Genomic DNA, 15179 nt, shown 5'->3' on the forward strand with positions numbered 1-15179 from the left:
CTTTGCGTGCCCTACACCGTGGTGGGAGTGCGGGCCGTCGAGGGGCGCGGCCAGACGCAGCCGACGAGGATGGCCAGGATCGGGGCCAGCGAGAGGATGGCGAGCGGCTCGGCGCCGTAGATGACGAAGCCGCCCCAGTACACCGAGGGACCGGTGCCGTTGCGATGGGTGTTGGCCAGCAGCGAGCCGGTCGAGGTGGGGATGTTGCCCAGGCAGGCCGGGCCGAGCATCAGCAGCGTGGCCACGCAGAGCCGCGAGTACGTCCGCTGCGCGGCCGGGCCGTAGCGGCGCATGCGCTTGGCGGTGTACAACCCGAGCAGCGCGGCGAGCAGGGCGCCGGTCACCCCGCCGGCGACGGTCGCAGCCAGGTGACCGCGCGGCTCGGCCCACATCACGTCGACGCCCAGCGCCGGGTCCATCCGCACCACGGCGAGGTAACCGGCACGGGTGCCGACCACCTCCACCGTCGTGGTCGACGAGGTCTCCGGCCCGTACCGCTCGACCGTGGTGCGCACGTGGTGCCAGCCATGTGCGCGCATCCTCTCCTGGACGGCGGCGGCAACCTCCTGGTAGCCGGCGTTCTGGGGCACGATGCCGTCGACGTGCGCCCGGCCGGCCCGCACGCCGGTGCCGCCGTGCAGGGTGTTTCTGCTGTACGGATTCCAGAAGGTGTGCCGCCCGTAGTGGTAGGCCTTGTCACCGGCCTGGCCCGGCAGGACCGTGCGCGCCAGGCTGACCGCGGTGGCCTTGTCGGGCGCCAGCGGGTCCACGCTCCGCCAGGCCAGCCAGGAGCCCAGCGCGATGCCGCTCAGCCCGCCCAGCACGGCGGCGAACGCCGCGACGACGAACGCCCGGCGCCCGAACTCGGCGACCCGCCGGCCGAGGCCGTGCCGCACCAGCACGGCCACTTCGCGGGCGGCCGGCCGTGACCGGCCGGGATCCGCGGCGTCGAGCAGCGTCGCGAGGATCTCTTCCGCACGCTCCCGGCGGTACGTCCGCGGGTAGGCCGACAGCCACCGGCGGTACCTACGGGCCAGGTGCTCGGCAGGGGCGCCGTCGGGCATGCGGCTCTCCTCGGTGGTCGATGGGGGTCAGGCGAGGCCGGGTGCACCGGCGGGACCGGCACCGCGCAGCCGCTGGGTGATCATCCGTGCGTCGCGGTGCATCTGCTCGGCCTCGGCGGCCAGCGCGGAGGCACCCGGACCGGTGAGGCGGTAGTACCGGCGGAGCCGGCCGCCGACCGTCTCCTCCCGGTCGACCTCGACCAGACCCTCGTCAGTGAGCCGGTCGAGTGCCGCGTACAGGGTGCCGGCGGCCAGGCGCACCGTCTCATCCGACAGCCGCGACACTTCCTTGATCACCGCGTACCCGTGCAACGGACCCGTGGCCAGCGCCGACAGGATCAGAAGACTCGGTCGCCGTATGCCCGCCATGGCGCTCAATATACAGTTCATCGAGCTATCCGCCAGACCGCGGAGCAGCCCGGCGACACCGCATCCGCACCGTTTCTGCAACGGTGATCTGGTGCGATTGACGGCGTGACGCAACACAGCGCGTATCGGTGGTACCTCGGTCTCGGCGGGCTGATGCTGGCCGGCGTGCTGGCCGCGCCACCGCTGGTGCAGCGCGGCCTGATCCTGGTGCTGGCGCTGTCGGTGGCGGCCGCCGTGATCGTGGGCATCCGCCGGTACCGGCCGGTCTGGTCCCGGCCCTGGTGGTTGGTGGTGGCGACGGTCGGCGTGTCGATGGGCGCGAACCTGGGGTGGGCGCTGGCGACGACACCCGCCGGGGTGCCGCGCTTTCCGTCCGTGGGCGACCTGTGCTACACGCTTTCGATGACGCTGCTGGCTGCCAGCGTCTACTGGTGGATCCGGCCGGGCCGGTACCGCGGCGGAATGATCGACGCGGCCATCGCGCTGACCGGTTTCGGTGCCGTCGTCTGGGTGTTCGTGCTGACGCCGCTGCTGTTCGACGGCCGGGCCACCGGTTTGCGGCTGGGCAGCTATCTCGCGTACATCTGCCTTGATCTGTTGATTTTTGCCTTCACGGTCCGGGTCGCGGTGATCTCGCGGGTGCGCACGGTGGCGTACCGGCTGATGGTTGGCGCCTCGACCCTGTGGGTGCTGACCGACACGGTGTACTACGCCGGGCTGTTCGGTGGCGCCTACCGGCCTGCCGCCTGGGCGATGGTGGGCTGGCTGACGGCCTACGTGCTGGTCGGCGCGGCCGCGCTGCACCCGTCCATGGCCCGCAGCACCGGAAGCATGCCGCGCAACGCTGCCCTGATGTCGCGCACCCGGCTGGCCGGCTACGTCACGCTCACCATGCTGATCGCCGGGCTGAGTGTCTACGGGTTCCAGAACGCCCGCCCGGCTCACCAGACCGTGCAGCTGATGGTGATGCTGGGCATCGGCTGCACCACGTCGGTGCTGCTGATCGCCCGGCTCGCGCACCTCGGCGGGGCCCTCAACCGGCGCGCGTACGTCGACCCGCTGACCGGACTGGGCAACCGCGCCGCACTGCAGACCCACCTGCACCGCCGCGCCACCGACGAGCGGGTGCTGCTGGTGGTGGACCTCGACGGCTTCCGGGAGATCAACGCCGCCTTCGGTCATCAGGTCGGCGACGCCGTACTGGTGGAGACCGGTCACCGCCTGCGCGCGGTGGCACCCAGCGATGCCGTGGTGGTCCGGCTCGACGCCGACGCCTTCGCCGTGCTGACCAGCGGCGGCGAAGCGGTCTTCCACCGCCTCGCCGAGCAGTTGCTGCGGGCGATCGCCGAGCCCTACCCGACCACCGGACTGACCAGCCGCCGGGTGCAGGCGGTCATCGGCGGCGTGGCGGTCATCGCCGGCGGCGACGGCAGCACGGCCCTCCGCGACGCGGATCTGGCTCTCAACGACGCCCGCAGCGAGGGCAACCGGGCGGCCCTCTTCGATCCCAGCGCCTACGCGCAGTGGAAGGCGAACCGTGACATGGTCGCCGAGCTGCAGCACGCGGTCGCGGCCGGCGAGTTCAGCGTGCACTACCAGCCGATCGTCGACCTCGACACGGGCGCCGTCGTGGCCGCCGAGGCCCTGCTGCGCTGGACCCGCGGCGACGGCACGTCCGTGCCCCCGGGTCTGTTCATCCCGCTCGCGGAGCAGAGCGGGGAGATCACCGCCATCGGCGACTGGGTGATCGGGCAGGTCTGCACCGACCTGTACGAGCTGTGGAACGCCCATCAGCTGCCCGTCACGGTGAACGTGTCGGCGCATCAGCTGCGGGACCACCTCTTCGCCGACCGTCTGCTCAGCCGGCTGGAGCGTACCGGCCTGCCCGGGACGGCCCTGATCGTCGAGATCACCGAAACGGTGCTGATGACCACGGTGACCGACGCCGCCAGCACCATCCTGCAGTTGCAGCAGTTGCGGGCGCACGGTGTCCGGATAGCCGTGGACGACTTCGGCACCGGCTACTCGTCCCTGGCCTACCTGCGCGAACTTCCGGTGGACATCCTGAAGATGGACGGCTCGTTCACCTCCCAGCAGATCGAAAACGGCGGGCCACAGGAAATCGCCTTCGTCCGCACGATCGTCGATCTGGGGCGGAGCCTGAATCTGCTGACGCTGGCCGAGGCGGTGGAGACGCCGGCACAGGCGGAGCGGTTGCGGCAGCTGGGTTGCCACCTCGCGCAGGGATACCACTTCGCGCGGCCGGCCCCGATCGGAAAGCTGTACGACCTGCTGGCCGCCCAGAGTTCCCGTACCGCTGTGTGACCGACACGACGGAGCACCCCCACGCAGGTGGGGGTGCTCCGGTGGCTCGCCTCAGTTGGCGATCATGCTGTAGTTGTCGGTGGTCAGCGTGCCGACGCTGGGCAGCGTCAGGCCGAAGCTCACCGCCCTGGTGCCGGCCGGCACCGCCGGCGTGGTCCAGGTGGCCCGGGCGTACGCCGCCGAGGCGGCGAAGACCGGGCTCTGGGTCCAGTACGCCCAGGTCCCGGTGGTGGCGTCCTGGCGGTACAGGGTGATGAAGGTGGGCGCGTTCGACTTGTACGACACCGCCAGGTTGTAGGTCTTGCCGACCGTCACCAGCGGTGCGCAGTTGGTGCTGTCGAAGGTCGGGATCAGCTTGGCGTCGCCGCTGGTCAGGCTGGTGATCGTCAGGCGCTGCGCGAAGCCGCCGTCGGCCGCGTCGGTCACCCGGGACCAGGCCGGCGTGTTGGTACCGTAGCCGGCTCCGGCCCAGCACTGCGGGAAGCCGTCGGCGCCCGGCGTCTCCAGCGACGGGTTTTTGAGCGCGTTCACGCCGACCGGGACGGTGACCGGTGCGGTGTCGGCGAAGCCGTAGTCGTCGGTGGTCAGCGTGCCCACGCTGTCGATGGTCAGGCCGAAGCTGGCCGCTACCGCGTCGGTGGGCGGCACCGGGCTCACCCAGGCGGCCCGGGTCCAGTTGGTGGCCGCTGCCAGGCGCGGGCTCTGCGTCCAGTAGCTCCACTGGCCGAGGGCGTTGCGCTTGTACAGGGTGAAGAACACCGGCACGGTCGACTTGTACCAGGTGCTCGCCTCGTACGTGCGGCCCTGGGCGACCTGCGACGAGCACTGCCCGAGGTCGAAGGTGGGCACCAGTTTGGCGTCGCCGTCGGTGCGGCTGGTCACCGTGATGCGCGAGGCAAAGGTGCCGGTGCGGCCGCCGGTCACCCGGGTCTGGGTGGCGGTGTTGGTGCCGAAGCCGGCCGACGAGAAGCAGGACGGCAGGTTCGGGTCGCTCGTGCTGACCGTCTCGAGCGACGGGTTACGGACCGTGTTGACGCCGGGCGCGCCCGGTGCCAGCGCCGGTGCGGGTGCGACGGCCGGCTTGACCGCGCCGCCGACCACCTGGTGCACGGTCCGCACCGAGGTCCTGATCAGGATCGACGAGCGGGGCCGCAGCCAGGACAGGAACTGCTCGAAGAGGGCCGGCGAGATGGACTCGGCCGGGCAGGAGGTCGCGCAGATGTGGTGCAGGTTGAGCGGCAGCCAGCCGCCGTTGACCTCGGCCCGCTGCACGAGCGTCTGCAACTGCGCGAGGGTCCAGGTGTTGGTGATGTCCGCCGGCGTCCGCAGGTTGTACGCGTTCGCCGGCGGAATGCTCTCGGAGGTCGGGCAGTCCGCGCAGTCGCTGGGCGAACGCAGCTCACCCACGCCGCGGGCGGAGTTGTACCCGCACGTGCGGGCAACCGCCTCGATGGCGGGGGTGGAGGCGGCGAACGGGTACGCCAGCGAGGTGACCGCGTAGCCCCAGGACAGCAGCTGGTTGCGGTCCTGGCAGATCTGGCGGTTCTGTTCCTCGGGCGCCAGCGTCGTCAGGTTCTGGTGCGTCGCCGTGTGCCCGCCGATCTCGTGGCCCCGGGCCTTCAGGCCGTCGAGTTCGGTGCGCGTCATGTATCCCGGCGAACCCACCAGCGCCGAGTTGATGTAGAACGTGCCCACCATGCCGTACTTCTCGAGCAGGGTCTTGGCGGTCAGCTGGTTGGTGACCCCGTCGTCGAAGGTGAAGGTCACCGTCAGCGGCCGCAGGAACGACGCCTCCGCGCGGGCCGGTTGGAATGCCACGTAGAGCACCGCCGCAAGGGCCAAGGTCATTGCCACGACCCTCATCCCCACCCCTGGGCTATGGCTTCTTACGAGGGTTGACTGCGCCCGCACGGCGGCCCCTTTCGATATTTCCCCGGATTTCCCGAGGACTCTTTCATCACTGACGTCGTCTGTCAGTAAACGAAAGGGCGATACCGGGCCGCCTTTTGGATACGCACCTCAGGAGTAAAAATCCAGCTCACAGGCTCACTTCTGCATCACCAGGCCCTCTCTTTAATCCATTTTCGTCGAACTAAAGGAGATTGGCCGAATGGATGAATCATCAGCACGGTCAGTCGGTTGGCGTCCGCCCGCCGACCGCCAAATATTGCTCCGCGGAAGCGTTTTGCCGTGCGGGGTGATGACGTAGGCCGGAGGGAACATTGATGGGGACAGGTATTCGCGTCGGCGTGATCGGTGTCGGCTATTGGGGGGCGAAACAGCTGCGGGTCATGCGAGGTACGCCGGGCGTGTCGAGCGTCGTGGCGGTGGATGCCCGCATCGAGCACCTGCCAGACCTGGCGCACCTGGTCGCGGAGGGGCGTGGATTCACCTCGTTGCAGGCCGCGCTGCCGCACGTCGACGCGTTCGTCATCGCGACGCCGCCGGCCACCCATGCTCACCTCGGCCTGCAGGCGATCGAGGCCGGCAAGCACGTCCTGATCGAGAAGCCGCTGGCCACCACCACGGCGGACGCGCTGCTGCTGATCGCGGCCGCCCGCGAAGCCGGTGTCACGCTGATGGTCGGCCACACCTTCGAGTACAACGCCGCGGTGTGGATGCTGCGGGACCTGGTGCAGTCCCGCGAGCTCGGCGATCTCTACCACCTGACCAGCTCGCGGCTGAACATGGGTCTCTACCAGAGCGACGTCAACGTCGTCTTCGACCTGGCGCCGCACGACGTCTCGATCGCCAACCACGTACTCGGTCAGGCACCCAGCTCGGTGACCGCGTGGGGTTCGCACCACGTCGACCCGACCTTCGAGGACGTGGCCTTCCTGCGGCTCGACTACGCCGATCTCGGCGCGCACGCGACGATCCACGTCAGCTGGCTCGACCCGGTGAAGACCCGCCGGATCACCGCGGTCGGCTCCAAGAAGATGGCGGTGTACGACGACACGGCCGAGGAGCGGATCCGGATCCACGACAAGGCCGTGCTGCTGCCGGACGCCGGGTCGCCGGCGCGCAAGCAGTACCACCAGGGCGCCATCACCTCGCCGCCGATCGCCTTCGACGAGCCGCTCGCCGTGCAGGCGCGGCACTTCGTGGATTGTGCCGTCACCGGCGCGACGCCGCGCACCGACGGCGCCAACGGGCTGGCCGTCGTGCAGGTCATCGAGGCCGCGCAGCTCTCGCTGGCCGAGGAACGCCGGGTGCAGCTCGACGAGATCCTGACCCGCAGCCTCCCGCACTCCGTGGCCGCTCTCATTCCGACGCCCGTCCCCTCGCAGCGCAACGGCAAGGTTCTCCGCACGTTCGCCAGCTGACGCCGACAGACAGGAAGCGCTTCATGTTGAAGGTTCCCTTCACCGACCTCGGCGCGATGGCTCGCGAGACGTGGCCGGACATCGAGATTGATTTCCTCGACGCCGTGCGGAACGCGCGGTACGTCGGTGGTGCCCCCGTCGAGCAGTTCGAGCAGGACTTCGCCCGCTACTGCGGCACCAGCCACGCGGTCGGCGTGGCCAACGGCACCGACGCGCTGCAGCTGACCCTGCAGGCACTGGAGGTCGGCGCCGGGGACGAGGTGATCGTGCCGTCGAACACCTTCATCGCGACGGCCGCGGCGGTCGTCCGCGCCGGTGCGGTGCCGGTCTTCGTCGACGTGGACCCGGACAGCCTGCTGCTGACCGCGGAGATCGTCGAGGCCGCCGTCACGCCCCGCACGAGGGCCGTCATGGTGGTCCACCTCTACGGCAACATGCCGGACATGGACGCCATCGGCGCCGTCACCGCGCGGGCCGGGATCCACCTCGTCGAGGACGCCGCGCAGGCGCACGGCGCGGAGTGGCAGGGCCGCCGCGCCGGGTCGTTCGGCATCGCCGGCTGCTTCAGCTTCTACCCGGGCAAGAACCTGGGCGCATTCGGGGACGCCGGCGCCGTGGTCACCTCGGACGCCGGCCTCGCCACCCGGGTACGCAGCCTGGCCAACCACGGACGCAGCAGCGGCGCGGCGCACTACGAGCACCTTTTCGTGGGCACCAACAGCCGGCTCGACACCCTGCAGGCGATCGCGCTGTCCGGCAAGCTCGCCCGCAACGAGGAGTGGACCGAGGCGCGGATCGCGCTGGCCACCGGTTACCGCGATCGGCTGGCCGGCACCGCCGCCCGGCTGACCACCGTCGCGGCACCGGCCCGGCACGTGTACCACCTGATGGTGGTCCGGGTGCCGGATCGGGAACGCGTCCAGAAACTGCTCGCCGACCGCGAGGTGCAGACCGGGGTGCACTATCCGGTGCCGTGCCATCAGCAGCCGCCGCTGATGCGGTACGCCCGCACGCCGTTGCCGGTCTGCGAGCGGGCCGCCGGCGAGCAGCTCTCCCTGCCGCTGTTCCCGCACATGACCACCGAGCAGCTGGACCACGTCTGTGCCGCGCTGACCGACGCCCTCAACGAGGTGACCGGCCGGTGACCGGGCACGAGATCGACGCGAACGTGACCGTCGGCTACCCGGTCACCGGGCACCCCGACCGCCCCCTGCGGCTCGGGCCCGGCGCCCGGCTGCGGAGCGGCTCGGTGCTGTACGACGCCACGGTGATCGGGGCACGGTTCGCGACCGGGCACAACGTCGTGGTCCGGGAGGACTGCACGATCGGCGACGACACCAGCATCTGGAGCAACACGGTCATCGACTACGGCACCCGGATCGGCGACCGCGTCAAGATCCACTCGAACTGCTACATCGCCCAGTTCACCGTCATCGAGGACGACGTGTTCCTGGCCCCCGGCGTGACGATCGCCAACGATCTGTACCCCGGCGACGACCGGTCGGCCAAGCTGATGACCGGCCCGACGATCTGCGCCGGTGCGCAGATCGGCGTCAACGTGACCATCCTGCCGTTCGTGCGGATCGGGGCCGGCGCGATCATCGGCTCCGGCGCCGTGGTCACCCGGGACATCCCGGACGGCATGGTGGCGTACGGCAACCCGGCCGCGGTACAGCGGCCGGTCCGGGACCTCCCCGACATCGTGGAGCGCGTGTCTGCCATGCCCGCGCCGGCCCAGCGCCGGATGCGGCCGGCGGAGAACGGACGGGCGTGACCGGGACGGTCAAACGGGCCCTCGACCTGATGCTGGCCTCGCTCGCGCTGCTCGTGCTCGCCCCGCTCCTCGCGGCGGTGTGGGTGGCGGTCCGGTCGACGTCGCCCGGCCGGGCCGTCTTCTGCCAGCAGCGACTGGGCCGGCACGGGCAGCCGTTCACCATGTACAAGTTCCGGACGATGTGGACCGACGCCGGTGACGCGGCCCATCGGGCGTACGTCCGCGACCTGCTCACCGGCACCGCGGAGTCGAGCGGCGGCCTGTACAAGCTGGTCGGCGACCCCCGGATCACGCCGGTCGGCGCGCTCCTGCGCCGCACCAGCCTGGACGAGCTGCCGCAGCTGGTCAACGTGGTACGCGGGCAGATGTCGCTGGTCGGCCCGCGGCCGGTGCTCGGCTGGGAGGCGGAGCTCTTCCCGGCCGGAGCGCGCGCCCGGTTCGAGGTCCGGCCCGGGCTGACCGGCCTGTGGCAGGTCAGCGGCCGCAACCGGCTGACCATGCTGCAGGCTCTCGACCTCGACGTGGAGTACGTGCGCCGGCAGACCCTCTGGCTCGACCTGGCCATCATGGTGAAGACGATCCCGGCCCAGCTCCGGCGCGGTGCCGCATGACGCTGCTCGCAGAGCGCACGACGCCGGCCGAGCAGGCCGAGCCGGTCGCGGCCGCCGGTGACTCGGTGACGGTGGCGGCCTGGACCGTGGTCAGCCGGGTCACCGGCGTGATCCGCGGTGTGGTGGTCGCGGCCGTGCTCGGCGCCACCGTGTTCGCCAACACCTACCAGTTCACCAACGCGCTTCCGAACCTGATCTTCTATGGCCTGCTCGGCGGCTCCATGGTGTCCTCACTGCTCATTCCGGCGCTGGTGCGGCACCTGGACCGCGGCGACACCGCGGCCACCACGCGAATCGCCGGCGGCTTCCTCGGCGTCATCGCCCTCGGCGCCGCGATCGCCACCCCGGTGGCGGTGCTGCTTGCCCCGTTCGTCCTCGGGCTGACCTCGGCCGGCGGCGACCAGACGCGCGCCGGCCTGCTGCTGGTGCTCATGCTGCTGCCGCAGATTCCGCTGTACGGCCTGGTCGCGACGGCCGGCGCGGTGATGAACGCCAAGGGCCGCTTCGGGCTGGCCGCCGCGGCACCGGCCCTCGAGAACGTCGGCACCGTGCTGGTGCTCGGCCTGGTGGCACTCACCCGCCCGGACATCGCGAACCTGGACCGGGCGCCGCTGTCCACCCTGCTGCTGCTGGGCCTCGGCACCACCGGTGCGGTCGCGCTGCACGCCGGCACCCAGTGGTGGGGAGCGCGCCGGGCCGGCGTCCGGCTCCGCCCGCGCGCCGGCTGGCGCGACCCCGAGGTGCGGACGGTCCTGGCCCGGTCGTTGCCCGCCCTGGCTCAGGCCGGCCTGGCCGCGGTGCAGCTGCTGGTGCTGCTGGCGATCGCCAACCGGGTGGCCGGCGGCGTCGTCGCGTTCCAGCTCGCCATGAACTTCTACTTCCTGCCGATCGCCCTCGGCGCCACCCCCGTCGCGCTGTCGCTGGCGCCCCGGCTGGCCCGGATGGCCGGGCCGGCCGAGCGGCCGATGTTCCGCGACACGGTGATCCGCGGTCTGCGGTTCGCGCTGTTCCTCGCGGTGCCGGCGGCGGCCGGATACCTGGCGATCGCCACGCCGCTCGCCACCGCGGTCGCCTACGGCGGCTTCGGCGAGGGCGGCGGCCCGGCGCTGGTCGCCGCCGGCGTCGCCGGCCTGGCCGCCGGGGTGCTCGGCGAGACGGTGTTCCTGGTTTTGACGTACGCCTGCTACGCGCGCTCGGACACCCGGACCCCGCTGCGGGCGATGGTGGTGCAGGTCGCCGTCGCGCTGGCGGTGGCCGGCGGTGCGCTGCTGGCCGACGGCCCGGCCGTGCTGGCAATCCTGGGCCTGGCGCAGACGGCCGGTTCGCTGGCCGGTGCCGCGATGCTCGGGCGGTCGCTGCTGGCCGCCTTCCCGGACGGCGACGAGCCACTGGCCGGCCCGGTGCTGCGGATGGCCGGGCTCGCGGCTGCCATGGCGGTGCCCGCGTACCTGCTCGGCACCCTGCTGACCGACCGGGTGTCCGGCGGTTTCGGCGGTGTGCTCGGGGTGCTCGCCGCCGCGGCGGCGGGCGGGGCCGTCTATCTTGGCGGCCAGCGCCTGCTGGGGGCGCCCGAACTGGAGTGGATCCTCGCCGGCAAGCGCGGGCCTCGCGTTGCCGGCCGCGACTCCGGCGCCGCGCTGGCCGGCCTGCTGCTGCTGGGCAGCGCGGCGATGGGTGTGCTGGTCGGGCTCAACCCGTTGCTGGCGGCCGGCGTGGTCGTCGCGGCCGGTGCCGGTGCCTGGATCTACCGGCGACCGGCCGTCGCGGCGTACCTCCTCATCTTTGTGACCCCGCTGACCGCCGGGATCGACCGCGGCACGCTGCTGCCGATGCTGCGGCCGCACGAGGCGCTGGCGATTTTCGCCGGCCTCGTGCTGGTGGTGCGCTATCTGCTGACCGTACGCACCGGTGCCGTCCGGTGGCCCCGGATCACCCGGCTCGACGCCGTCCTGATCGGGCTCGCCGTGTGCAGCTCGCTGGTGCCGCTGCTGGTGATGCTGGTGCGCGGGCGCGAGATCACCACGGACGACCTGCAGCACACCACCGTGCTGTGGAAGCTGCTCGCGGTGTACGCGATCGTGCGGCTCAGCATCACCACCGAGAAGCAGGCCCTGCGCGCGCTGTACCTGTCGATGACCTCGGCGGCGATCGTCTGCGTCATCGGCATCCTGCAGTCGCTCGACCTGTTCGGGGTGCCGCAACTGCTCGGCACGCTCTGGGCACCGTTCGGCGTCGAGCGCACCCTGGCCATCGGCCGGGGCAGTTCCACGCTGGCGCTCGCCGCCGCCGTCGCCGACCTGGCCATCCTCAACCTGGCGCTGGCGGTCGGCCTGCTGCTGCGCGGCTCCCGGCACCGGCTGCTGCTCGGCGGCATCGCGGTGATCTGCATCTTCGGCACGCTCGGTGCCGGTGAGTTCTCCACCGTGCTGGGCCTGATGGTCGCGATGGGCGCGCTGATCATCACCTCGAAGGCCACCCGGCTGCTCGGCTATGCGCTGCCGCTGCTGCTGGTGGGCGGCATGGTGATGTGGCCGGTCATCGAGACCCGGCTGATGGGCTTCCAGAGCGCCGCCGGGCTGCCGGACAGCTGGATCGTCCGGCTGCACAACCTGAACACGTACTTCTGGCCCGATCTGCTGGCGGACGGCAACTGGGCGTTCGGCGTGCGGCCGTCCGCCCGGGTGGCGGCGGCGCACGAGGAGTTCGGCTACGTCTGGATCGAGAGCGGCTACACCTGGCTGCTCTGGGGCGGCGGACTCCCCCTGCTCGGCGCGTACGTCGCGTTCGTCGTCGTGGCCCTGCGCCGTTCGCTCGCCGCCGCCCGCCGGTCGACCGGCGTGGTCGGCGTCATCGGCCTCGCCCTGGTCGCCTACATCTGGGCGAACGTCGCGCTGATGAACTTCGACCCGCACCTGACCTACCGCGGTGCCGCCGAGGCGATGTTCGGCCTGCTGGCGATGCTCCGCAACCTGGATCAAGAGCAGGAACAGGAGAGCACATGAGTACGCCGACGCGCGTGCTGCTGGTGGTGGAGAACGTCGCCCTGGCCCGCGACCACCGGCTCCGCAAACACGCGGCCGCCCTGGTCGAGGCCGGCATGCGGGTGACCGTGATCTGCCGCCGCGACCCGGGCAACCAGGCCGTGCCGGGGGTACGGGTACTGGACTACCCGGCTCCCGCGGACGGGACCGGCAAGCTCGGCTTCGTCCGCGAGTACCTCTACTCGCTGCTGATGGCCGTCGCGCTCACCGTCCGGGCGCTGTGCACCGGCGGCGCCGACGTGGTGCAGATGTCCAGCACCCCGGACATCTATTTCGTGCTGGCCGTGCCGCTCAAGTTCTTCGGCCGCACGGTGATCTTCGACTTCAAGGACCTCTCCCCGGAGATGTACGAGGCCCGCTACGGCAGCACGGACGGCCCGCTGTACCGGCTCCTCCGGACCTGCGAACGGGCCAGCCTGCGGACCGCCTCGCACGTGGTGGCGGTCAACGGCACGGTCCGGGAGGTGGCGATGACCCGCGGTGGGGTGCCGGCCCGGCGGATCACCGTGGTCGGCAACGGTCCCCGGCTCGACCAGCTGGTCGCCGGCCCGGCCCGGCCCGAGTTGCGCGGCGGCCACCGCCACCTCGCGGTGCTGGTCGGCATGATGGGCCCGCAGGACCGCATCGACCTGGCCGTCGAGGCCGTCGCGCACCTGGTGCACCGGCTCGGGCGTACGGATTGCGGCTTTGCTTTTGTCGGGGTCGGTGACGCGGTGGCCGACTGCGAAAAGCTCGCCGCCGAACGTGGCGTCTCGGCCTGGGTGACCTTCCCCGGCTGGGCCGAACCGGACCAGGTGGTCGACTACCTGTCCACCGCCGACCTCGGCATCGAACCGAATCTGGAACCGTTCGTCACGCCGGTCAAGGCGATGGAGTACATGGCCGTCGGGCTGCCCTTCGTGGCGTTCGACGTGGCCGAGACCCGGCTGGTCGGCGGGGACGCGGCGGCCCTGGCCACGCCGGGCGACCCGGCCGACTTCGCCCGGCACATCGACGAGCTGCTCACCGACCGCGAACGCCGGCAGGCCATGGGCCGGGCCGGGCGCCGCGCGGTGGTCGAGCGGCTCGCCTGGGAGCACCAGCAGGAAACGTACGTCGCACTGGTCGGCCGGCTGGCCCGCCCGAAGGGAGAACACGCATGACGACAGGTTGGGGTCCGCCTCGTTTCGTTCGGGTCTACGGCGGTTGGATCGCCCTGGTCACCGCGGTGGTCATCGCGACGGCCCTGGGAGCCGGCTTCCTACTGCCGCGCGAGTACGAGTCCTCCGCCACCGTGCTGGTGGAGTCCCGGGTCCGGGCGAACACCACGCCGGTCGCTCCGGACATGGGCACCGAGAAGCAACTGGCCCAGTCCGGGCTGGTGCTCGGCCCGGCGGCCAAGCTGCTGCTCACCACCGAGGACGACCTGCTCGACGGCCTGTCGGTGAGCGTCGCCCCGGACGCCAACGTGCTGACGTTCCGCTACCGGCACGGCAGCGCCGCGGAGGCGCAGCGCCGGGCCGAGGTGCTGTCCGGCGCGTACGTGAAGTTCCGCAACGCCGAGGAGGCCGCGGCGCCCACCGCGACCCAGCACGCCGTCCTGGTCACCGGCGCGACGGCGCCCGGCGACCCGGTCAGCCATCCGATCGTGATCTATCTGGGCGCCGGGCTGATCGCCGGTCTCCTGCTCGGCGTCGGCACCGCCCTGCTGCGCGACAAGATGAGTGACCGGGTACGCGGCAGCGACGACTTCGCCCGGATCAGCGGTGTCCCGGTGCTGGCCACCGTGCCGCGTCTGCCCGCCAAGCCGGACGATCCACGAGCCCTGCTGCTGCAGCCGATGTCCCCCGCGGCGGAGTCCTTCCGCTATCTGCGCTCCCGGCTGCAGCCGCTGCTGCGCGGCACCGGTGTCGTGCTGGTCACCAGCGCCGAGGAGGGCGAGGGCCGCACCATGACCGCGGCGAACCTGGCCGTGGTCGTCGCCCAGGCCGGGCACGACGTGGTGCTGATCGACGGCGACCTGCGCAACCCCCGCCTGCACCAGGTCTTCGACCGGAACAGCCCGGTGGGCCTGTCCGGCGTCCTCGGCGGCCGGCACAGCGTCGAGGAAGGCCTGGTGCCGACCGCGGTCCCCGGCCTGACGCTGCTGCCCGCCGGCCCGCTGCCCGGCAACGCCGGCGACCTGCTCTACGGCGACCGGCTGCGGTGGGTCCTCGACGTGGCCCGGGCGCACGCGGACGTCGTCATCCTGGACTCGCCCGCGGTGCTCAGCGTGTCCGACTCGATCACCCTGGCTGCGGCCGCCGACCACGTGCTGCTGGTCGGCAACCACCGCCGTACCACCCGAACCGCCGTGGCCCGGATGCTGGCCGAGCTCAACGACGTAGCCCGCGGCGGAATGAGCACGGTGCTGCTGGACGTCCCGCGCGGGGACGGCGGTCCGGCACCGCAGGGCCCGGCACCGCAGGGCCTGGCACCGCAGGGACAGCCGCCGGTCGCAAGGCCGGCGCCGATGCCGGCCCCCATGCCTGCTGCCAGCCGGGGCCTTGCGGCCTCCCTGGCCGACTTCCCGACGGCGGGCATGCGGGCGAACAACTGGGAGCCGCCATTGCCACCGGCGACGTTCGAGCCTCCCCTGCGCGAACCGATGCCCACCCTCTACCGGACACCCTACGGAGACAACTGACGAC

At 71.7% G+C, this 15179-nt stretch carries 11 protein-coding genes; 8 read left to right on the plus strand and 3 right to left on the minus strand.

The annotated features are described in order from the left end of the window. Window positions 1–11 precede the first annotated feature (11 nt). On the minus strand, window positions 12–1064 hold the full coding sequence (locus Ari01nite_RS44270; RefSeq protein ID WP_203790150.1) for a hypothetical protein: 1053 nt from the start codon (window positions 1062–1064) through the stop codon (window positions 12–14). A gap of 27 nt (window positions 1065–1091) precedes the next feature. Beyond that, complete coding sequence (locus Ari01nite_RS44275; protein WP_203790151.1) at window positions 1092–1433, minus strand: PadR family transcriptional regulator; 342 nt, start codon at window positions 1431–1433, stop codon at window positions 1092–1094. Window positions 1434–1538: 105 nt separating this feature from the next. Here Ari01nite_RS44275 and Ari01nite_RS44280 point away from each other — a divergent pair, with 105 nt between their 5' ends. Next, window positions 1539–3758, plus strand: coding sequence for a putative bifunctional diguanylate cyclase/phosphodiesterase (locus tag Ari01nite_RS44280; protein WP_203790152.1), 2220 nt, complete (start codon window positions 1539–1541; stop codon window positions 3756–3758). Between the two features lie 51 nt (window positions 3759–3809). Here the strand turns inward: Ari01nite_RS44280 and Ari01nite_RS44285 are convergent, their stop codons facing one another. Next, window positions 3810–5606 (minus strand): polysaccharide deacetylase family protein, encoded by a 1797-nt coding sequence (locus Ari01nite_RS44285; protein WP_203790153.1) that lies wholly within the window; start codon window positions 5604–5606, stop codon window positions 3810–3812. Between the two features lie 377 nt (window positions 5607–5983). Between Ari01nite_RS44285 and Ari01nite_RS44290 the strand changes: the two genes are divergently transcribed. The 7 genes from Ari01nite_RS44290 to Ari01nite_RS51150 are packed head-to-tail and all read left to right on the plus strand — an operon-like array spanning window position 5984 to window position 15175. Beyond that, window positions 5984–7084, plus strand: a complete 1101-nt coding sequence (locus tag Ari01nite_RS44290; RefSeq protein ID WP_203790154.1) for a Gfo/Idh/MocA family protein — start codon at window positions 5984–5986, stop codon at window positions 7082–7084. 23 nt (window positions 7085–7107) lie between these two features. After that, entirely contained in the window at window positions 7108–8229 is a 1122-nt protein-coding gene (locus Ari01nite_RS44295) for a DegT/DnrJ/EryC1/StrS family aminotransferase (protein WP_203790155.1), read from the plus strand. Next, complete coding sequence (locus Ari01nite_RS44300; RefSeq protein ID WP_203790156.1) at window positions 8226–8858, plus strand: acyltransferase; 633 nt, start codon at window positions 8226–8228, stop codon at window positions 8856–8858. The genes Ari01nite_RS44295 and Ari01nite_RS44300 overlap by 4 nt, the downstream gene beginning before the upstream one ends. Next, window positions 8855–9469, plus strand: coding sequence for a sugar transferase (locus Ari01nite_RS44305; protein ID WP_203790158.1), 615 nt, complete (start codon window positions 8855–8857; stop codon window positions 9467–9469). Before Ari01nite_RS44300 ends, Ari01nite_RS44305 begins: the two co-directional genes overlap by 4 nt. After that, window positions 9466–12471 (plus strand): murein biosynthesis integral membrane protein MurJ, encoded by a 3006-nt coding sequence (gene murJ, locus Ari01nite_RS44310; RefSeq protein WP_203790160.1) that lies wholly within the window; start codon window positions 9466–9468, stop codon window positions 12469–12471. Before Ari01nite_RS44305 ends, murJ begins: the two co-directional genes overlap by 4 nt. Then, window positions 12468–13652: a glycosyltransferase family 4 protein gene (locus Ari01nite_RS44315; protein WP_203790162.1), complete on the plus strand. Its 1185-nt coding sequence runs from the start codon at window positions 12468–12470 to the stop codon at window positions 13650–13652. Before murJ ends, Ari01nite_RS44315 begins: the two co-directional genes overlap by 4 nt. Continuing rightward, window positions 13649–15175 (plus strand): tyrosine-protein kinase domain-containing protein, encoded by a 1527-nt coding sequence (locus tag Ari01nite_RS51150; protein ID WP_203790164.1) that lies wholly within the window; start codon window positions 13649–13651, stop codon window positions 15173–15175. Before Ari01nite_RS44315 ends, Ari01nite_RS51150 begins: the two co-directional genes overlap by 4 nt. The last annotated feature ends 4 nt before the right edge of the window (window positions 15176–15179 follow it).

Origin of the sequence: Paractinoplanes rishiriensis, from assembly GCF_016862375.1 — a bacterium.
Lineage (GTDB): Bacteria > Actinomycetota > Actinomycetes > Mycobacteriales > Micromonosporaceae > Actinoplanes > Actinoplanes rishiriensis.